Genomic DNA, 18,344 nt, shown 5'->3' on the forward strand with positions numbered 1-18,344 from the left:
GTCAAAGCCATATCTCCGATAGAGCTTCAAAACCCCAATAGACATGATAGATGAGGAGGCGTGGCAATCCCGCCTGTTTTTATATGACCGAGCAAACGCCTGTGACCGAAGAAAAATCCGTAAAAGTGCCGACATTGCCTGATGCGCAAAGCGTAACTGAGGTGAAGCACTACACCGATCGCCTGTTCTCCTTCCGCTGTACGCGTCCAGCGTCGCTGCGTTTTCGCTCGGGCGAATTTGTCATGATTGGCTTGATGGGCGATCCTGATCCAAAAACCGGCAAACAAAAGCCGCTGCTGCGCGCTTATTCTATCGCGTCCCCTGCATGGGATGAAGAGATGGAGTTTTACTCAATCAAAGTGCAGGATGGTCCGCTGACATCCAAATTGCAGCATATCAAACCGGGCGATGAAATCATCCTGCGCCCCAAGCCAGTGGGCACGCTGGTGCATGATGCCCTATTGCCGGGCAAGCGCATCTGGTTCTTTGCGACCGGAACAGGGTTTGCCCCGTTTGCGTCGCTGCTGCGCGAGCCGCAAACCTACGAAGACTACGATGAAGTCATCATCACCCACACATGCCGCGAAGTTGGTGAACTGACCTACGGGCGCGACCTCATCGAAAGCATCCGTAACGACGAAATGCTTGCGGAGCTGATGGGCGAAGATTTCCACAAGAAGATTCGGTATTACCCAACGACGACTCGTGAAGAGAGCCCCAAGATGGGCCGGATCACAGATCTGATCCGCTCAGGTGAGCTGTTCGAAGACTTGGACATCGAGCCTCTCAATCCAGAAAGCGATCGTGCCATGATTTGCGGCAACCTGGCATTCAACCTAGAGCTTAAAGAGCTGTTAGAGGATGCAGGCTTGGAAGAAGGCGCAAACTCAAAACCTGCGCAGTATGTGGTCGAAAAAGCGTTTCTCGACTAATCACTGAAAGCCAAGAATACCGTGGCGCCTTCGTTGTTCGAGGGCGTCATGTCTTAGTATCCGAGTACATCCTTGGCATTTTCAAGCGCCAAAGGCAGAAACTCGGGATTGTTCATAGAACCTTCTAAAGTGAGTTTGAGCGCTGCTTTTTGTCGTTCGCCAATGTCAGCGCTGTCAATCAACTCAAGCACACGCTGCAAGTCAAAGCCCTGCGGCGTGAAAAGGGCGTCAAGTGCCGCCTTCTGCGCTGCCGCGCTTGTAACTGACTGTGTTGCAGTGAGTGCCTTCGCGTCGACCTCGTCTTTCGAAGTCAACAGACTCGTATGTGGGGCGGGAAAGGGAACCGGTTCGACATCGCTTTCCCAAAACAAATGTGTAGCAATTGCGGCGACCAAAGCGACCAAACTCCACAACAAGTTTCTCATTAACCCACTCCAATTGGCAAACGCCACCGAACCGGGCAGCTGCCTTTGAAGCACATCTTGAGATTGAACCGCTCTTTCTCAAGGGGGAAAGCATCAGTATTTGCATCACAGACGTTGATTCCGCTGTTGTATCGCCGCGCAACCGCGAATAAATTAGCCGCTGATAGGCATTCACCATCGAAGGAACAAAACGATAGCCCGCAGACCTCATAACGCACCGCCTCAGCGTGACACTGGACCTCGTATCAACGGGCGCATCCGCGCACCCGAAATCCGCCTGATTGGCGCAGACGGCGAAAACGTCGGTGTTGTGCACCCGGCCAAGGCCATGACAATGGCAGAAGAAGCTGGTCTGGACCTCGTTGAGATTTCCCCAAATGCAACGCCTCCGGTTTGCAAAATCATGGATTTCGGCAAGTTCAAATACGAACAGCAGAAACGCGAATCCGAGGCCCGCAAAAAGCAAAAGACCATTGAGGTCAAAGAGGTGAAGTTCCGCCCGAACACGGACACACACGACTATGACGTTAAGATGCGCAATGTCGTGAAGTTCCTGGAAAATGGTGACAAAGTCAAAGTCACCCTGCGCTTCCGTGGCCGTGAGATGGCCCACCAGAATCTTGGTCGCGAGCTTCTGGAGCGTGTGGCTGAAGACATCAAAGAACTGGGCAAAGTGGAAAACATGCCCAAGATGGAAGGCCGCCAGATGATCATGATGATCGGCCCACTGTCCAAGTAAACCGGACAAATTCGTACCAATGTTCAAGCCCCAGCCATCGGCCGGGGCTTTTTCTTTGCCTCATGCAATATCACGCCAACCGCGCAGCCAATTGATTGCTTCTCTGATGTCAAAGCCCAAGGAAATGGTGTTTACAATCAATAGGGTCACAAGAAAGTTCTCATAGACGCCGGTTACCCCGTCTAGGAACGGCGGACGCGTGAACAAAGCCGAGACGAGCGGCAGCCAGACAATCAAATGCGCAAAAGACAAAGCCGCAGAAAATCCGCGCTCTATTATCAGGATGGGCACGTTTGCCAGCATCCCCATAACGGAGAGCAGGGCGATCCATTTCGCTGAAGGGTGAACGCCAATAAACAGAAGCGGCGCAAGGTTGATCGGGACCAGCAGCGTAGACATCCAGACCTGCACCCACAGCGGGAGCCGACGAAAACTACCCCAAATTTCCAGACACATACATCACCCGCCAAAAGTAAAAGGCGGCTGATCACACAGCCGCCTTTTCGGTCTTCAAAATATGTGACGCATTAGGCAGCCGCTGCAACCGCACGCCGTGTGAGAACGCCAACAAGATGCGCACGATATTCTGAGGTGCCATGCAAATCAGCAATCATACCATCGGAATCCAGTTTCAGATCCGCAATAGCCTCAGCAGAGAAGTTGGCGGAAAGCGCTGCCTCTGCCTCTGCCCAGCGGAACACGCCTTCCTCAGACGCGCCGGTCACTGCAACACGGACGCCATCGGCGTATTTGGCAACAAACACGCCCACCAGCGCAAAGCGGGAGGCGGGTTGCTCAAACTTCTGATAGTTGGACGCCTCAGGCACCGGGAAGCGCACTTCGGTGACAATCTCACCTTCCTCAAGTGCGGTCGCAAACATGCCCTCAAAGTAGTCGTCTGCGACGATTGCACGATTGTTTGTGATGATCGTTGCACCACAGCCCAATGCCGCCGCTGGATAGCAGGCTGCCGGATCATTGTTGGCCAGAGAGCCGCCAATGGTGCCACGCGCGCGCACCGCCGGATCACCGATGCCACCGGCAAGACCCGCAAGCCCTGCAAAAACATCCGAACTGCCAGCCACATCTGCGTGACAGCTGGCACCGCCAATACAAACAGCCCCATCATCGGCGATACAGATCCCCTGCATTTCGCCAATGCCCTTTAAGCTCACCAGTTTGCTGGGGCTCGCCAAACGCTGCTTCAACGTGGGAATCAAGGTCTGTCCGCCACCCAGCGCCTGAGCCTCATCATCCCCCAGCGCTGCCACCGCATCCGCGATTGTGGAGGGCTTCTCAAAGTCAAAATTATACATGATGTCTCCTCCTTAGGCGTTCATCGCCGCCCAGACGCGCGATGGCGAAACGGGCATATCTACGTGGTCAACTTTGTGGCCCCCGGATTGCAGCGCGTCAACCACGGCGTTGACAACTGCGGGTGGCGACCCGATCGCACCGGCCTCGCCACAACCTTTCACACCCAGTGGGTTGTGCGTACAGGGGGTTTGGCTGGAATGGTCAACATTGTAGTAAGGTACGTCGCTGGCGCGCGGCATCGCGTAGTCCATGTAAGACGCACTCAGCAGCTGACCATTTTCATCATAGGCGGCGTTTTCCAACAGCGCCTGACCGATACCCTGACCGATCCCGCCGTGGACCTGACCATCAACGATCATCGGGTTCACAACATTGCCAAAGTCATCCGCGGCAGAAAACGCCTCGATGGTGACTTTCCCAGTCTCCGGATCCACCTCAACCTCACAGGCATAAGCGCCAGAAGGATAAGTAAAGTTTGCCGGATCGTAGAAAGCCGTCTCTTCCAAGCCCGGTTCGATGTCCTCTAATGGGTAGTTATGAGGCACATAAGCGGCCAATGTCACATCGCCCCACGCCACGGATTTGTCCGTACCCGCGACAGAGAATGTGCCATCCTTCAACTCGATGTCTGCCTCCGCAGCTTCGAGCAGGTGTGCGGCAATCTTTTTGGTTTTTGCGATGATCTTCTCCGTTGCACGGACCATTGCAGACCCACCAACTGCAAGGGAGCGTGAGCCATAGGTGCCCATGCCCATAGGCGCTTTGTCGGTATCGCCATGCTCGATTTCGACCATGCTTTCGTCGATGCCAATCATTTCGGCAATCACCTGCGGGAAGGAGGTCTCATGCCCCTGCCCATGACTGTGGCTGCCTGTCATGACAACCAGGCCCCCGGTCGCATTCACGCGGACCGTTGCGCTTTCATAAAGACCCGCACGCGCACCAAGTTGACCAACCAGATTGGATGGCGCGATGCCGCAAGCCTCAATATAGCAATTCACGCCGAGGCCACGCAGTTTACCACGCGCTTCGCTGTCTTTGCGGCGCGCTTCGAAGCCCGAGAAATCGGCGATCTTCTCCAGCGCATCCATCGTGCCGTGATAGTCACCTGTGTCATATTCCACTGCCACCGGCGTGGCATAGGGGAACTCTGTGATAAAGTTCTGACGGCGCAGCGCAATCGGATCAACACCAAGCTCTCGCGCGGCTTTGTCGATCACACGCTCCAGCTGGTAGGTCGCTTCCGGACGTCCCGCGCCGCGATATGCGTCAACAGGCACGGTGTTGGTGAAGACCGCTTTGACGTTCACATAAATCAGCGGCGTTTTGTAGTTGCCCGCCATCAACGTGCCATGCAGCCAGGTCGGAACAGACGGTGCAAAGGTGCTGAGATAGGCCCCCATGTTTGCATGGGTATCGGTGCGAATGGCGGTGAAGTTGTTATCCGCATCCAGCGCCAATTCAATCTTGGTCACGTGGTCACGGCCATGTGCGTCTGAAATGAAGGCTTCAGACCGGGTTGAGGTCCACTTCACGGCGCGGTTCAGTGCTTTGGCTGCGAAGGTGCAGAAGGCTTCCTCGGCATAATGAAAAATCTTTGTGCCAAACCCGCCCCCAACGTCTGGCGCAACCACACGCAGTTTATGCTCAGGAATACCCAACACGAAGGCGCCCATCAAAAGGCGGATCACATGCGGGTTCTGACTTGTGGTGTAAAGCGTGCTGTCACCCGTCCCGCGATTAAAGTCCCCAATCGCAACACGTGGTTCCATAGGATTGGCAACAAGCCGATTGTTGCGCAGCTCCAAGGTGGTTACATGCGCCGCCGCCTCAAAGGCTGCATCCACAGCAGGTTTGTTTTCCTCAACAAATCCCCAGTCATAGCAAAGATTGGAGGTCAAATCGTCGTGGACTTTGGTGGCCCCGTCCGCCAGTGCGGCTTTCATGTCCACAACGGCTGGTAGTTCCTCCAGATCGACCTCGATGGCCTCAGCCGCATCGCGTGCCTGCTCAACCGTTTCGGCAACCACAGCAGCGATCTGATCGCCCACATAGCGCACCTTGCCTTGCGCGAGCACCGGGTGTGCGGGCTCCTGCATCGGCTCGCCGTGGCGGTCGGTCACCTGCCAACCGCAGGGAATACCACCCACGCCTTCAAAGTCCGCGCCGGTGAAAATCTTCAAAACACCGGGCATGGCGGAAGCCGCATCCGTATTTATCGTTTTGATCCGGCCATGCGCAACATCGGAGCGCAAGAAATGCACATAGGCTTGCCCATTTACGTTGATGTCATCTGTGTAGTTTCCAGTTCCGCTCAGGAACCTTACGTCTTCGCGCCGCTTGGGGCTGGCGCCGATGCCATGATCTTTTGGCATGTCTTTCCTCCCTATCAACCGGGGTGGCGCGCGATTTACGGCGCTCTACCTCCGGTCCGTGATCTCAAACACGTTCGCCACGCCTCCTCCTGCGCGGCGAACAGTTTTACTCAGCAGCGATACTGCTCACGTCTTGGCCGCTGGCTGCCATGATCGCCTTGACGATGTTGTGGTAGCCGGTGCAGCGGCAGATGTTGCCTTCCAGGTGATGGCGAACTTCTGCCTCCGTCGGCGTCGGGTTGTTCTTCAGAAGGTCTGCGGCAGACATAATCATGCCAGGGGTGCAAAAACCGCATTGCAAACCATGGTGATCTTGAAACGCCTGCTGCAGTGCGTTCAGCGTACCGTCCTCTGCTGCCTGACCTTCGATTGTGGAAATATCTGCCCCGTCCGCCTCCATGGCCAACATCGTGCAAGATTTCACCGCGACGCCATCAACGTGCACAACACACGCGCCGCACTGGCTGGTGTCACATCCAACGTGGGTTCCTGTTAGGCCAAGTGTTTCTCGTAAAAATTGACTGAGCAATGTGCGTCCTTCGGCGTCTCCGGACATTTGCTTGCCGTTCACAGTCATGCTGACATGCGACATTGGCTCCTCCCGATAAGTGGCTTTGTCATTGAATAAGAGTAAAGCAGTCTGCTTGACGATTGAGAACCCGATTTTTCGCGGGATCGGGAGAAAGCGCTAAGACCTTGGTCGTAAACAGTCACTTTCAAAACGCTGTCGCGCGCCTCACACACCCTTTTCTCGTGGCATTGGGCGGATGGGTATCTCTTTGAGCAATCCCCCCACGGCCATCGCTGCGATATCATCGTGGGTCACTGTTTCACCGCATATTACACGTTCCAGCACCCAGTCCGCACCGTTTAAAGCTGGCGATCGCGCGCACCCAGGAAGCCCAATCACAGGTTTGTTGTGAAACTGACCCAAAAACAATAAGTTGCCGGGGTCAACTGGCATGCCAAACCTCTCAACAACACCACCAGCAGCCCGCAACGCTTGCGGCGCAACGTCAAGCGTGTCTGAGGTGGCCGAGGCTGTCAGTACGAAAATCAAATCTCCCGAAGCGGCCTCAATAGCAGAGGCCAAGGCATCCACCTCATGCACAACAAGCGTGCGCGGGGTAAGGGCCATCCCCATCCGCTCGACCCGCCCGGCCATAGACCTGCGCCCTTTGTCAGACAGAATGTCACCGCCAATGGTTGTTTCGATCAGTGTGGCGGTCTTGAACTGGGGCCTACGCAACGAAAACGCGCCCTCGGCGACGTCACATGCCGCGTTCAAAGAGTTTTCAGGCACGGCGTAGGAGATGATTTTTATGGTCGCGACCATCCCATCGGCATCTACCCTGTGGCGATCAGGGACTGTCGCCAGGGTGATCATGGGATCTACACGATTGATGAGGTTGACCACCTCTGCATTGATCCGAACGAGGCCACAGCCTGATGCATACAGGTTTACGCGACCAGCCCCCGCTCCTTTTGCATAGAAACCATCCGCCGCGCCCCCTTCCAGCAAAACAGCTGCGAGCTTGTTAGCGGCGTCATCTTCTCCGATGTCACCGCGTTCAAGGCGAGCGACGGTGACAGCCTCAGTCCCTGATCTGGCAAGATCTTGCAAGTGCTCCTTGGTCAGACAGGTCCCCTTAGGAATGCGTACCGGCCTTGTGCCTGCGTCCGCCTCTGACAAAACCAGCGAATGGGCAAGAATGGCCCCTTCCGCTTCGGAAAGTGCAACAGAGCCAAATTTCATGCGCCCTTCCTCAACACGCGGAGAAGCTCACCCATGATTGAAACCGCAATCTCTGCCGGACTGGCTGCTCCGATGTCCAGACCAATCGGACCGTGAATACGGGCGATCTGGGCCTCCTCAAATCCTGCCTCTGTCAGTCGCTCCACCCGTTTGGCATGGGTGCGCGTGCTCCCGAGCGCCCCGATATAGAAAGCCTTAGATCCCAAGGCGATGTGCAACGCCGGATCGTCGAGCTTAGGGTCATGTGTCAACAGAACAAGCGCGGTACGCGCGTCGAGACCGATTTGCTCCATCGCTTCATCTGGCCAGTCTTCAAGGATCGTTTCCCCCGGAAAACGAGCTTCTGAACCAAAGGCGGAGCGAGGGTCGATGATCAGCGGATCAAATCCTGCGATACGCGCCATGGGCACCAGTGCTTGTGCGATGTGGACCGCGCCAACAACGGCCATTCGCAAAGGGGGATTGTGGATGGCCACAAAGCGCCCGCCTTCCTCGACGCCGGATCTGTCCATGCGGAAGCGTTCCTCATAACCGTTGCGAGTCAGCGCCCCTCCTCCAGTTTCAACATCGCAAACATAGGCCACCGGTTCGCGCGCGGCTCGGGCGGCCACAAGCTCTGACAGCACGTCTTCACGCAGGACCGCGCCAACCGGTTCCACCAAAACCTTGATGGTGCCGCCACAGGCAAGACCCACGGCAAATGCATCGCCATCGCTCACGCCGAATTCAAGCAGAGTGCCCTTGCCCGTGTCGAGCGCGTCCATCGCTTCGACCATCACCGCGCCTTCGACACAACCGCCCGAGACCGATCCCTCGATTTGCCCGTCACCAGAGACCACCATCTGAGCGCCCACCCGCCGCGGCGCGGACCCCCAAGTCTCCACCACCGTTGCGATCGCTGCACCGCGCCCCGCGCGATGCCATTCCAGCGCCAATTCAGGCGCTTCTTTGGGTGGTTGGCTCATTTTGCTCTCCCTCATCTTGGCTGAACATGGGGGAGCCCTTTGCGTAACACAAGACCGATTGGCCTCTCCCCAACTTCACACAGATACGCCAGCCTATTGAATTCCCTGCAAGAGCCGCGCCTTCTCACCGACATCGTCCGGCCGAGACAAAGCATCCGCCAAGGCCTCAATAGACGCAATTGAATGCCCGGCGCGAAAGCTGTCCACATGGGGCAGCATGGCACGAATGCCTTGCGCCTTAGCGGCAAATCCCTCCCAGCGCAGCAGAGGATTGAGCCAGATAAGACGCCGCGCAGACAGATGAAGACGTTGCATCTCCTTGCTGAGATCCTCAGACGCTCCGCGATCCAGACCATCCGATATCAGCAATACAACCGCGCCCTGCCCCATCACCCGGCGCGACCAATCCCGGTTAAAGGCATGTAGACATTCGCCAATCCGCGTCCCGCCTTCCCAGTCCTGCGCCTCAGCACCAGCGGCGGCCAATGCGGCGTCCACATCCCGGGTTGCAAGATGACGAGTGATATTGGTCAGCCGTGTGCCAAAGGTGAAACCATGCACCCGCGCCCATCCCGCGCCCTTTTGATTGGCCACGGCATGCAGAAAATGAAGCACCATGCGGCTGTACTGGCTCATAGAACCGGAAATATCGCAGATCACCACGAGATTGGGCCAGCGCGTGCGGCGGCTTTTTCGCGCGATTTCGGAGAGGTCTCCGCCCTGCCGCATGGATTTGCGCATGGTGGCGCGCCAGTCCACGCCCACGCCAAGAGGATCCGCTTTGGTGCGCCGAGATTGAATAGGCTGCACAGGCAATTTCAGCCGCGCCAGCATGCGTTTGGCTTGGGCAATTTCATCGGTGCTCATCTGCTCAAAGTCCAGCGTGCGCAGCTTTTCCTCCGTAGATATCGTCATAGAGGCGTCAATCTCGATCTGTGTGCCTTCTTCCTCCTGCGTTTCTGCCTCCGGCAGTTCAGCGTTGGCCCCGTCTAGCAGCGCCTCTGCTGCGCGTTTCTCCCCTGCCTGCGCTGTGCGATCTTCTTGCACGCCGCGCACTGCGGGCAGCATCATGGACATCATGTGCTCAAGATATCGCGGGTCTCGCCAATAGAGACGGAACACCTGCGCGAAGGTTGTGCGGTGCTCAGGGCGTGACACAAAACACGCATGCAGCGTCCAATAGAAATCCTGTTTGCTGGTGAAACCTGCGGCCTCAACAGCTTTAATCGCATCGAGCAATCTCCCCGGGCCAATCGGCAAACCGGCTTTGCGCAGGGCCCGTGCAAACCACGTGATGTTCTGCGTCAGCTTGGGATCATCGGGAATGTCGAGCGGGAGGTACTCAGGCATCGCGCCGGGCGGGGGGCCAGCCCCCGGCACCCCCCGGGATATTTAAGGCAAGAGGAAACATCAGGCCGGTTCCAGCGACGCACGCACTTCGTCTAGAAGCCGCTTGGCCTCTGATCCCTGTAGCTTGGCGATATCATCCTGATACTTCAGCACCGCGCCAAGCGTATCTGCAATCACCTGAGGGCTGAGCGTCAAAACATCAAGCGCCAGCAGACATTTGGCCCAATCAATGGTTTCCGCGACGCCAGGTTTTTTGAACAGGTCTTCAGTGCGCAACTTCTGCACAAAAGCCACGACTTCGCGACTCAGGCTGGCGGCAGCTTCGGGTGCACGGGCCTGCAAAATGGACATCTCGCGCTCAAAATCCGGGTAGTCCACCCAATGATACAGGCAGCGGCGCTTGAGCGCATCGTGCACCTCACGCGTGCGGTTGGAGGTGACAATCACAATAGGGGGCTCTGGCGATTTGATGGTCCCAAGCTCTGGTATGGTCACCTGAAAATCGCTCAACGCTTCAAGCAGAAAGGCTTCAAAAGGCTCGTCCGTCCGGTCCAGCTCATCAATAAGGAGCACCGGCGCCCCGGCAGGGTCAGGCCGCATCGCTTTCAGCAAAGGCCGCTCAACAAGGTAGTCTTCGCTGAACAGCTCCTGCTGCAGAGCGCTGCGATCTGCCCCACCACTGGCCTCAGCGGTACGGATCGCAACCATTTGAGCCGCGAAATTCCATTCGTACACGGCACTGGCAGCATCCAGTCCCTCATAACACTGCAACCGGATCAGATTGCGACTTAGGGCAGCAGACAGGGCTTTGGCGATCTCCGTCTTACCCACCCCCGCTTCACCTTCCAGGAAAATAGGGCGTCCCAGCCGCAGGGCGAGAAAAACCACGGTCGCAAGAGGGCGTCCGCAAACATAGCCCTCTTCAGCAAGCATGGACTGGACGGCATCAATACTTTCAATGGCTTGCATCTTCTCTCGCCTTACAATGCGCGCTTTTGAGTTCTCGCCTCAGGCTGCACTCCCGGTGATCGCGCGTCAAGCGCAGGCGGTTGGGACAAAAGTTGTAGAAACACGACCATCACCACATTTCTGCCGCAAACAGTTCCTATTCTGTCCTACAAGAGCCAAAACCTATGCCATAAAGCCGGGCAAACCGAGCCAAAAGGAAACAACATGCAGGATTCACCCAACGGGTTTGACACGCCTATGCTCGGGCTGTCCAAACAGGCTTGGCGCAACCAACTCAAGCAAGTTGCAACTCAGCATGGTCAGTACAGCGCCCTAGGCGAGGACCATTGTGCCATTCTCATCGAAGACAAACCTGTCCTGCTCGTGACCTTTGAATCCGTTGAAAGCATTCAAAAACGTGCGGACACCGGTCAACCTTTGGGCTGGGAACTGGTGAAAGAGCTTGGCTGGTCCCACCTGTGTCTGCTGAGCAATGGCGACACATGGTTTCGAGATGACGCCGTGCTGGATCACTTTGACAAACTGCGCGACGAAGGTTTTTTTGAACGTTTTGAGGAAGTTGTGTTTTACGGTGCAGGCTCCGGTGGATATGCGGCCGCTGCGTTTTCCTCTGTGGCAGAGGACCCTCAGGTTGTGGTCGTTCAGCCGCAAGCCAGTTTGGCACCGCACCTCGCCGGATGGGATCAAAGGTTTCCCAAAGCGCGACGATTGTTGTTTGATGGCCGCTATGGCTTTGCACCAGAACTGGCGGCAGCGGCGGATCGTTGCTTTGTGATCTATGATCCTCGGGTTGTGCTGGACGCCATGCACGCAACGCTTTTTGCGCTTGAAAACAGTATTTTGTTGCCCACGCCCCATCTTGGGACGTCAATTGAGACAGACCTGCTGGAGATGCAGATTCTCTACAGGGTTTTGGCAAAAGCCGGATCGGGAACGCTCAGCAGGACGGCCTTTTTCAAACTGTATCGCGCCCGGCGTGGACATCTGCCTTATCTCAACAACCTGCTTGAGGCGGTGAGCCGGAAACAGAGGCCTTTTGTCAGCGCGCTGCTTTGCGCAAATGTGGCGCGGCGTCTGAAAGCGCCGCGTTTTCTGAGACACCTGAACGGCCTGGCGCGGGCGGCAGAGCAAGGCAGGCTTGCGGGTTGAATGCACGCCAATTTGCATCAAAGGCTAGCCAGCAGGAAAGCTTTTGTGTAAGGCGCAGGCATGACCCAAAGCTTGACGATTGCCCGCCCCGATGACTGGCACCTGCACCTGCGCGATGGCGCGATGCTGAAAGCCGTTCTGCCTGAAACTGCGCGCCATTTTGCCCGCGCGATCATCATGCCGAATCTGGTGCCACCTGTGGTGACGGGTGCGCAGGCTGCAGCCTATAAAGACCGCATTATGGCGGCGCTGCCTGCGGGTATGGATTTCGCCCCTCTGATGACGCTTTACCTCACCGAGGACAGTGACCCAGACGACATCGCAGCGGCGCATGCGAGCGGGTTGATCAAAGCCGTGAAGCTTTATCCGGCTGGGGCGACAACGAACTCCGCAAGTGGCGTGTCCAACTTCAAAAACGTACGCGCGGCTTTGGAAAAAATGGCCGAGATCGGCCTGCCGCTCTGTGTGCATGGCGAGGTCACAGACCACGACATTGATATTTTTGATCGCGAAGCGGTGTTTATCGACCGCGTTCTGGATCCGATCCGCAAAGCCACACCGGGTCTGCGCGTTGTGATGGAGCATATCACAACCAAGGACGGTGTTGCCTATGTGCAAGACAATGCGACCGATCTGGGCGCAACAATCACCACGCACCATCTGATTATCAACCGCAACCACATTCTCGTGGGTGGCATCAAACCGCATTACTACTGCCTGCCTGTGGCCAAACGCGAAGAGCACCGCCTGGCGCTGCGCGCAGCGGCAACGTCGGGGGATGCGCGGTTCTTCCTTGGCACCGACAGCGCGCCGCATGTGGACGATCTGAAAGAAAACGCCTGTGGCTGTGCGGGCTGCTTTACCGCGACCAATACAATGGCGCTGCTCGCGCATGTGTTTGAAGAGGAAAACGCGCTTGAGAACCTCGAAAAATTCGCAAGCCGCAATGGCCCGAACTTCTATGGGCTGCCTGTGAACGACGCCAAACTCACGCTGACCAAAGGCGCCGAAGCCACAGTTTTCCCAGAGAAAATCGAATGCTCTGACGGGCCGGTCACTGTGTTTGATCCGGGCTTTGACGTGTTCTGGACCGTCGCCGACCAATAACTGCTGCCAAAGGACATTGAGATGATCCCAACCGCCTTCCCGCCGAAAGAAGAAATCGCCCGCCTGACTGCTCGCATGCTGTTGGAAATCGGCGCGGTGAACTTCAACACCGATGAGCCCTACACGCTGGCCTCTGGCCTGCCGTCCCCAAGCTATATCGATTGCCGCAAGCTGATCTCCTTCCCGCGCATCCGGGCGACGCTAATGGATTTCATGACTGTTACAGTGATGCGCGAAGCCGGGTTTGAGGCGTTTGACAACATTGCTGGTGGTGAAACTGCGGGCATCCCTTTTGCCGCGCTGGTGGCGGAGCGCATGGCGCTGCCGATGACGTATGTGCGCAAGAAACCAAAGGGTTACGGCAAAAACGCGCGCATCGAAGGCGCGATGAGCGAAGGCGAGCGCGTGCTGTTGGTGGAAGACTTGACCACCGATGGCGGCTCCAAGCTGTCCTTTGTGGATGCGATCCGCGAGACCGGCGCAAGCTGTGGCAACACGGCGGTGATTTTCTACTACGACATCTTCCCAGAAACCGAGAAAACCCTCGGCGACCATGGCGTAGATCTGCACTACCTCTGCACATGGTGGGATGTGCTGGCGGAAGCCAAAGCGCAGGGCGCCTTCTCTGAGGAGACGCTGGCGGAGGTTGAAACCTTCCTCAAAGACCCGCGTGCATGGCAAGAGGCACGCAGCAAGGGCTAAAGCCGAAATCATCGGCGAAATTTGTCTCATGCCTGCCTAATATGCGGGCATGAGAACGCTGCTTTGCCCCTATATGTTGACGTAGGGCCCTATCTTTTGACAAGATCAGGGGTATTGCAGTTATCCACAGGTGATCCACAGAAACATACAATTTGCCCGGTTTTGGCGCGGTTGTTAGAACCGACGTCAGGGGGCAATTGGGCGAAATCATGAACGAAATATCGAGCATCAATCCGGGCGCAGAAGCGGCCCCAGAAGACGACCCAATGCCGCACTCCATTGAGGCTGAGCAACAGCTTCTGGGTGCGATCCTGACCAATAACGACATATTTGACCGCGTTGCTTCGATTATCAATTCCGAGCATTTCTATGAGCCGGTGCATGCCCGTATTTTCGAGGTGGCGGCTGCGCGGATTGCGAAGAACAATCTGGCCTCCCCTGTGACGCTGAAAGCCTTTCTGGAAGACGACGAAGGCCTAAAAGAATTGGGCGGTCCGGCGTATCTGGTGCGCCTTGCTGGGGCGGCGATTTCTGCTTTTGCGGCAGGGGATTACGCGCAAATCATCTATGATCTGGCGATGCGGCGTGAGCTGATTGGGCTCGGCAATGACATTGCCACCAAGGCCAAGAAAGCGGACATCAAGCTTGAGCCGAAAGAGCAGATCGTTCAGGCCGAACAGGCGCTGTATAAGCTCTCTGAACAGGGCTCCTCTGAGCGTGGATTTGTGAGCTTTCTGAAGGCTGTGACGGAGGCCGTAAACACGGCCAACGCCGCCTATCAGCGTGAGGGTGGTCTGGCCGGGATTTCCACTGGTCTGATCGATCTGGACAAGAAGCTCGGGGGCCTGCACCCGTCTGACCTTCTGATCCTTGCGGGGCGTCCTTCGATGGGGAAAACCTCGCTGGCCACCAACATCGCATTTAACGTGGCCAAAGCCTATAAGAAAGGCATCAAGCCGGATGGCTCTGAAGGAGCTGTCGAAGGCGGGGTTGTTGGCTTCTACAGCCTTGAAATGTCAGCAGAACAGCTGGCTGCACGTATCCTGTCTGAGGCGGCTGAGATCCCCTCAGAACAGATCCGTAAAGGGGACATGACCGAGGAGGAATTCCGCCGGTTTGTGCAGGCCGCAAAGGATCTTGAAGCCTGCCCGCTGTTCATTGATGACACCCCTGCCCTGCCGATTGCACAGCTGGCGGCGCGGGCGCGGCGCTTGAAGCGGACCCATGGGCTAGACCTTCTGATCATCGACTATCTGCAGCTTTGTCGCGGTACGGCAGACAACCGGGTGCAGGAAATCGCGGAGATTTCCATGGGGATGAAGGCCATCGCCAAGGAACTTAATATCCCTGTGATTGCGCTGTCTCAGCTCTCCCGTACTGTGGAGAGCCGCGACGATAAACGCCCACAACTCAGTGACTTGCGGGAATCTGGCTCGATTGAGCAGGACGCCGATGTGGTGATGTTCGTGTTCCGTGAGGAATACTATGTGGAGCGTGAAAAGCCTTCGGATGACCGTCTGGATGAGATGGCGGCCTGGCAGGAGCGTATGGAGCGTTTGCACGCCAAAGCAGAGGTGATCCTCGGCAAGCAGCGTCACGGCCCGATTGGCACCGTGGAACTGAGCTTTGAGGGGCGGTTCACACGTTTTGGCAACCTTGTGCAGCCCTGGCAGCAGGGAGGGGCGGAGGAGTACTGACCTCCGCTTTTTTTGTGCGAACGAATCAAAAGGTAAACGGCGTCCCAGAGCCAAAACGGGACGTCGGTATTGCGTCGGTATCCCTACGGTATTGCGTAGGTGCAATTTTCAGAAAGCCGCCAAATCGAGATCGTTGATACAGCGGACGTTGCGCAACAGCGAAACTGAGCCCTGCATGCGAAAATTCGCCGCGTCTTAGCCCTTGACCTTGTGCGGTGAGGCGTCAACAAACGCGGTCATGGCTACTGCAACTTTGACAATTGATCTGGACGCCCTGCTGCACAATTGGCGGGCGCTGGATGCGCGCTCCGGCGCGGAGACCGCTGCCGTTGTAAAGGCAGATGGATATGGTTTGGGTGCGGATCGTGTGGCGCGCGCATTGATGCGCGCGGGCGTGTCCCGTTTCTTTGTCGCCGCCGCCGAGGAAGGCGCGGCCTTAAGACAAGCTGTTGGACCAGATCCGGAGATCAATGTGTTTAGCGGGCACATGCGCGGCGACACCGATATGATCAGCGACATGGGATTGACCCCGATGCTGAACTCGGTGGATCAGATCGTGCGTCACGTGGAAGCGCTGCCGGCGCATCCCTTTGGCGTGCAGCTGGACACCGGCATGAACCGGCTGGGACTGGAAGCGCCTGAATGGGACGCGGTGCGGGAGCTGGTGCTGCAACGTGGGCCGACGCTTTTGATGTCCCATCTGGCCTGTGCCGATGATCCGGAGCATCCGATGAACCCACGCCAGCTGGCGGCCTTCAAGGAGATGACCGACGGCATTGAGGTGCCACGCTCGCTGGCAGCGACTGGCGGGATCCTGCTGGGTGAGGATTATCACTTTGATCTGACCCGCCCCGGTGTTGGGCTTTATGGTGGCATGCCGTTTGTGGACGCCGCTCCGGTGGTCAGCCTGCGCATCCCGGTTATTCAGGTGCGTGATGTGGCGGCGGGCGAAAGTGTTGGCTATTCTAACACCTGGATCGCAAAACGTGACAGCCGCGTCGCCACCATCGCAGCAGGCTATGCAGACGGCATCATTCGCGCGATGGGCGAGAAAGTTGATGTATTTGCAGATGAGGCGCATTGCCCTCTGATTGGCCGCATCTCTATGGATATGATCGGCATTGACGTGACCGATGTGACCACAGAGCCAAGCGAGGTCGAACTCTTGGGGCAACATCAGTCGGTGGACACGCTGGCAGAGGCGGCGGGCACCATTGGCTATGAAATCCTGACGTCTATGGGCCAACGCTATCAGCGGCGGTACAAATCCTCATGAACGTTTTGTTGAAACCGTTCAACGCCATTGGGCGCAACACGTTGGCCATCCTCACGATGATCGGCGATCTGGCGCTGTTTCTGTGGGGCGCGTTGAGCCACATTTTTCGCCCGCCGTTTTACGGCCGCGAGTTTCTGAGCGCGCTTTTTAACATCGGCTGGCTGAGCCTGCCCGTGGTTGGCCTGACTGCCGTGTTCACAGGCGGTGCATTGGCCTTGCAGATTTATGATGGCTCTTCGCGGTTTTCCGTGGAAAGCGTGGTACCACAGATTGTTGCCATCGGCATGGTGCGCGAATTGGGACCGGTGCTGGTGGGGCTGATGGTGGCGGCACGTGTGACAAGCTCCATTGCCGCTGAAATCGCCACCATGAAGGTGACGGAACAGATCGACGCGCTGGTAACCCTTTCAACGCATCCGATGAAGTATCTGACCGCACCGCGCGTGCTGGCCGCCGCCATTGTGGTGCCTGTGCTGGTGGGAATTGGCGACATCATCGGAATCTACGGCGGCTTTCTGGTGGCGACAGAAAACCTTGGCTTCAACCCGGCCAATTACGTGCGCAACACCGTGGACTTCCTGCATCTGAACGACATTGTTTCGAGCCTCGTGAAGGGCTGTGCCTTTGGCGTAATTGCGGCGGTGATGGGCTGTTACTATGGCATGAACTCGGGGCGCGGCGCACAAGGCGTGGGCCAAGCCACCAAAAGCTCAGTACAGGCGGCGGCCGTGCTGATCCTTGCTGCGAACTTCGTACTGACAGGACTGTTTTTCTCGACATGATCCGCTTTGACAATGTGCATAAGAGCTTTGGCCCCAAACAGGTGCTGCGCGGGGTGAACCTTGAGATCGCCAAGGGCAGTTCCATGGTGATTATCGGAGGCTCTGGCACCGGGAAATCGGTGATGCTGAAATCCGTGCTTGGGCTGGTGACACCGGACAGTGGGCAAATCTCGGTAGATGGCAAAAACGCCACCCAAGGGGATCGCGATGCGTTTCTGGCGCAGTTTGGCATGCTGTTTCAGGGCGGCGCGCTGTTTGACAGTATGACGGTCTGGCAGAATGTGGCGTTTCGCCTGCTGCGTGGCAGCCTGAAGCGCCCCAAAGCGGAGGCGCGTGAGATTGCCATTGAAAAGCTGCGCCGTGTGGGGCTGACCCCGGATGTGGCCGATCTTTATCCCTCTGAACTGTCCGGCGGAATGCAGAAACGTGTGGGGCTGGCGCGGGCGATTGCCGCGCAACCCGACATCATCTTCTTTGATGAGCCAACCACCGGACTCGACCCGATTATGTCGGGCGTTATCAATGACTTGATCCGCGAAATTGTAGTTGAGATGGGCGCCACGGCCATGACCATCACCCACGACATGAGCTCTGTGCGCGCCATTGCCGACAATGTCGCGATGCTGCACGGTGGCGTGATCCAATGGACCGGCCCGGTAGCCGATATGGACGCCAGTGGCGACCCTTATCTGACACAGTTTATCGCAGGCAGCGCGGATGGGCCGATTGAGGCGGTGCGGTGAGCTGCGCGCCTAACGGGAGCCGCATCAGCTCAGCACACGCAAGCTCTTTACCTTTTATCA

At 57.0% G+C, this 18,344-nt stretch carries 18 protein-coding genes; 9 read left to right on the forward strand and 9 right to left on the reverse strand.

All coding sequences use genetic code 11. From position 1 onward, the window contains the following. Positions 1-83 precede the first annotated feature (83 nt). On the forward strand, positions 84-932 hold the full coding sequence (locus J7413_RS16200; protein ID WP_209100074.1) for a ferredoxin--NADP reductase: 849 nt from the start codon (positions 84-86) through the stop codon (positions 930-932). A 53-nt stretch (positions 933-985) separates the two neighbouring features. Here the strand turns inward: J7413_RS16200 and J7413_RS16205 are convergent, their stop codons facing one another. Continuing rightward, positions 986-1,327, reverse strand: coding sequence for a hypothetical protein (locus J7413_RS16205; protein ID WP_209100077.1), 342 nt, complete (start codon positions 1,325-1,327; stop codon positions 986-988). Between the two features lie 223 nt (positions 1,328-1,550). On the opposite strand from J7413_RS16205, the gene infC reads away from it, so the two are divergent. Continuing rightward, positions 1,551-2,096 (forward strand): translation initiation factor IF-3, encoded by a 546-nt coding sequence (gene infC / locus J7413_RS16210; protein WP_209100453.1) that lies wholly within the window; start codon positions 1,551-1,553, stop codon positions 2,094-2,096. A 60-nt stretch (positions 2,097-2,156) separates the two neighbouring features. Here infC and J7413_RS16215 read toward each other — a convergent pair whose 3' ends face one another. From J7413_RS16215 to J7413_RS16250, 8 genes are all read right to left on the reverse strand, one after another. Then, positions 2,157-2,495 carry a hypothetical protein gene (locus tag J7413_RS16215; protein ID WP_209100079.1) on the reverse strand — a complete coding sequence of 113 codons (339 nt, stop codon included), beginning with the start codon at positions 2,493-2,495 and terminating at the stop codon, positions 2,157-2,159. Positions 2,496-2,623: 128 nt separating this feature from the next. Then, positions 2,624-3,412 carry an FAD binding domain-containing protein gene (locus tag J7413_RS16220; protein WP_209100081.1) on the reverse strand — a complete coding sequence of 263 codons (789 nt, stop codon included), beginning with the start codon at positions 3,410-3,412 and terminating at the stop codon, positions 2,624-2,626. Positions 3,413-3,424: 12 nt separating this feature from the next. Then, positions 3,425-5,788 carry a xanthine dehydrogenase family protein molybdopterin-binding subunit gene (locus tag J7413_RS16225; protein WP_209100083.1) on the reverse strand — a complete coding sequence of 788 codons (2,364 nt, stop codon included), beginning with the start codon at positions 5,786-5,788 and terminating at the stop codon, positions 3,425-3,427. A 106-nt stretch (positions 5,789-5,894) separates the two neighbouring features. After that, the gene (locus tag J7413_RS16230) at positions 5,895-6,380 is read right to left on the reverse strand and encodes a (2Fe-2S)-binding protein (RefSeq protein WP_209100085.1); all 486 of its coding nucleotides are present in this window, start codon (positions 6,378-6,380) and stop codon (positions 5,895-5,897) included. Positions 6,381-6,524: 144 nt separating this feature from the next. Then, on the reverse strand, positions 6,525-7,544 hold the full coding sequence (locus tag J7413_RS16235) for a molybdopterin-binding protein (protein WP_209100087.1): 1,020 nt from the start codon (positions 7,542-7,544) through the stop codon (positions 6,525-6,527). Beyond that, a complete protein-coding gene (locus J7413_RS16240; RefSeq protein ID WP_209100089.1) occupies positions 7,541-8,509 on the reverse strand; it encodes an XdhC family protein in 969 nt (322 codons plus the stop codon). The genes J7413_RS16235 and J7413_RS16240 overlap by 4 nt, the downstream gene beginning before the upstream one ends. A 93-nt stretch (positions 8,510-8,602) precedes the next feature. After that, complete coding sequence (locus tag J7413_RS16245) at positions 8,603-9,859, reverse strand: VWA domain-containing protein (protein WP_209100091.1); 1,257 nt, start codon at positions 9,857-9,859, stop codon at positions 8,603-8,605. A gap of 60 nt (positions 9,860-9,919) precedes the next feature. Further along, positions 9,920-10,828 carry a MoxR family ATPase gene (locus J7413_RS16250; RefSeq protein ID WP_209100092.1) on the reverse strand — a complete coding sequence of 303 codons (909 nt, stop codon included), beginning with the start codon at positions 10,826-10,828 and terminating at the stop codon, positions 9,920-9,922. Between the two features lie 204 nt (positions 10,829-11,032). Here J7413_RS16250 and J7413_RS16255 point away from each other — a divergent pair, with 204 nt between their 5' ends. The 7 genes from J7413_RS16255 to J7413_RS16285 all read left to right on the forward strand — a co-directional run bounded on the left by J7413_RS16255 (position 11,033) and on the right by J7413_RS16285 (position 18,284). Further along, the gene (locus tag J7413_RS16255; RefSeq protein WP_209100094.1) at positions 11,033-11,977 is read left to right on the forward strand and encodes a phosphoadenosine phosphosulfate reductase; all 945 of its coding nucleotides are present in this window, start codon (positions 11,033-11,035) and stop codon (positions 11,975-11,977) included. A gap of 60 nt (positions 11,978-12,037) precedes the next feature. Continuing rightward, entirely contained in the window at positions 12,038-13,084 is a 1,047-nt protein-coding gene (gene pyrC / locus J7413_RS16260; RefSeq protein ID WP_209100096.1) for a dihydroorotase, read from the forward strand. A gap of 21 nt (positions 13,085-13,105) precedes the next feature. Further along, a complete protein-coding gene (locus J7413_RS16265) occupies positions 13,106-13,786 on the forward strand; it encodes an orotate phosphoribosyltransferase (RefSeq protein ID WP_209100098.1) in 681 nt (226 codons plus the stop codon). 209 nt (positions 13,787-13,995) lie between these two features. Then, complete coding sequence (locus J7413_RS16270) at positions 13,996-15,483, forward strand: replicative DNA helicase (RefSeq protein ID WP_209100100.1); 1,488 nt, start codon at positions 13,996-13,998, stop codon at positions 15,481-15,483. A 238-nt stretch (positions 15,484-15,721) separates the two neighbouring features. Continuing rightward, a complete protein-coding gene (alr, locus tag J7413_RS16275; protein ID WP_209100102.1) occupies positions 15,722-16,759 on the forward strand; it encodes an alanine racemase in 1,038 nt (345 codons plus the stop codon). Positions 16,760-16,815: 56 nt separating this feature from the next. Beyond that, positions 16,816-17,541, forward strand: coding sequence for an ABC transporter permease (locus J7413_RS16280; protein WP_247743587.1), 726 nt, complete (start codon positions 16,816-16,818; stop codon positions 17,539-17,541). Continuing rightward, complete coding sequence (locus tag J7413_RS16285; RefSeq protein ID WP_209100106.1) at positions 17,538-18,284, forward strand: ATP-binding cassette domain-containing protein; 747 nt, start codon at positions 17,538-17,540, stop codon at positions 18,282-18,284. Before J7413_RS16280 ends, J7413_RS16285 begins: the two co-directional genes overlap by 4 nt. Positions 18,285-18,344 lie beyond the last annotated feature (60 nt).

Origin of the sequence: Shimia sp. R10_1 (genome assembly GCF_017744095.1) — a bacterium.
Taxonomy (GTDB): domain Bacteria; phylum Pseudomonadota; class Alphaproteobacteria; order Rhodobacterales; family Rhodobacteraceae; genus Shimia.

Excerpts from the sequence above, each read along its gene's own strand:
- pyrC (WP_209100096.1), top strand. The coding sequence starts at position 12,038 with ATGACCCAAAGCTTGACGATTGCCCGCCCCGATGACTGGCACCTGCAC.
- J7413_RS16200 (WP_209100074.1), top strand. The coding sequence starts at position 84 with ATGACCGAGCAAACGCCTGTGACCGAAGAAAAATCCGTAAAAGTGCCG.
- J7413_RS16280 (WP_247743587.1), top strand. The coding sequence starts at position 16,816 with ATGATCGGCGATCTGGCGCTGTTTCTGTGGGGCGCGTTGAGCCACATT.
- J7413_RS16270 (WP_209100100.1), top strand. The coding sequence starts at position 13,996 with ATGAACGAAATATCGAGCATCAATCCGGGCGCAGAAGCGGCCCCAGAA.
- J7413_RS16285 (WP_209100106.1), top strand. The coding sequence starts at position 17,538 with ATGATCCGCTTTGACAATGTGCATAAGAGCTTTGGCCCCAAACAGGTG.
- J7413_RS16220 (WP_209100081.1), bottom strand. The coding sequence starts at position 3,412 with ATGTATAATTTTGACTTTGAGAAGCCCTCCACAATCGCGGATGCGGTG.
- J7413_RS16265 (WP_209100098.1), top strand. The coding sequence starts at position 13,106 with ATGATCCCAACCGCCTTCCCGCCGAAAGAAGAAATCGCCCGCCTGACT.
- J7413_RS16250 (WP_209100092.1), bottom strand. The coding sequence starts at position 10,828 with ATGCAAGCCATTGAAAGTATTGATGCCGTCCAGTCCATGCTTGCTGAA.
- J7413_RS16215 (WP_209100079.1), bottom strand. The coding sequence starts at position 2,495 with ATGTCTACGCTGCTGGTCCCGATCAACCTTGCGCCGCTTCTGTTTATT.
- J7413_RS16230 (WP_209100085.1), bottom strand. The coding sequence starts at position 6,380 with ATGTCGCATGTCAGCATGACTGTGAACGGCAAGCAAATGTCCGGAGAC.
- J7413_RS16225 (WP_209100083.1), bottom strand. The coding sequence starts at position 5,788 with ATGCCAAAAGATCATGGCATCGGCGCCAGCCCCAAGCGGCGCGAAGAC.
- alr (WP_209100102.1), top strand. The coding sequence starts at position 15,722 with ATGGCTACTGCAACTTTGACAATTGATCTGGACGCCCTGCTGCACAAT.
- J7413_RS16245 (WP_209100091.1), bottom strand. The coding sequence starts at position 9,859 with ATGCCTGAGTACCTCCCGCTCGACATTCCCGATGATCCCAAGCTGACG.
- J7413_RS16255 (WP_209100094.1), top strand. The coding sequence starts at position 11,033 with ATGCAGGATTCACCCAACGGGTTTGACACGCCTATGCTCGGGCTGTCC.
- J7413_RS16240 (WP_209100089.1), bottom strand. The coding sequence starts at position 8,509 with ATGAGCCAACCACCCAAAGAAGCGCCTGAATTGGCGCTGGAATGGCAT.
- J7413_RS16235 (WP_209100087.1), bottom strand. The coding sequence starts at position 7,544 with ATGAAATTTGGCTCTGTTGCACTTTCCGAAGCGGAAGGGGCCATTCTT.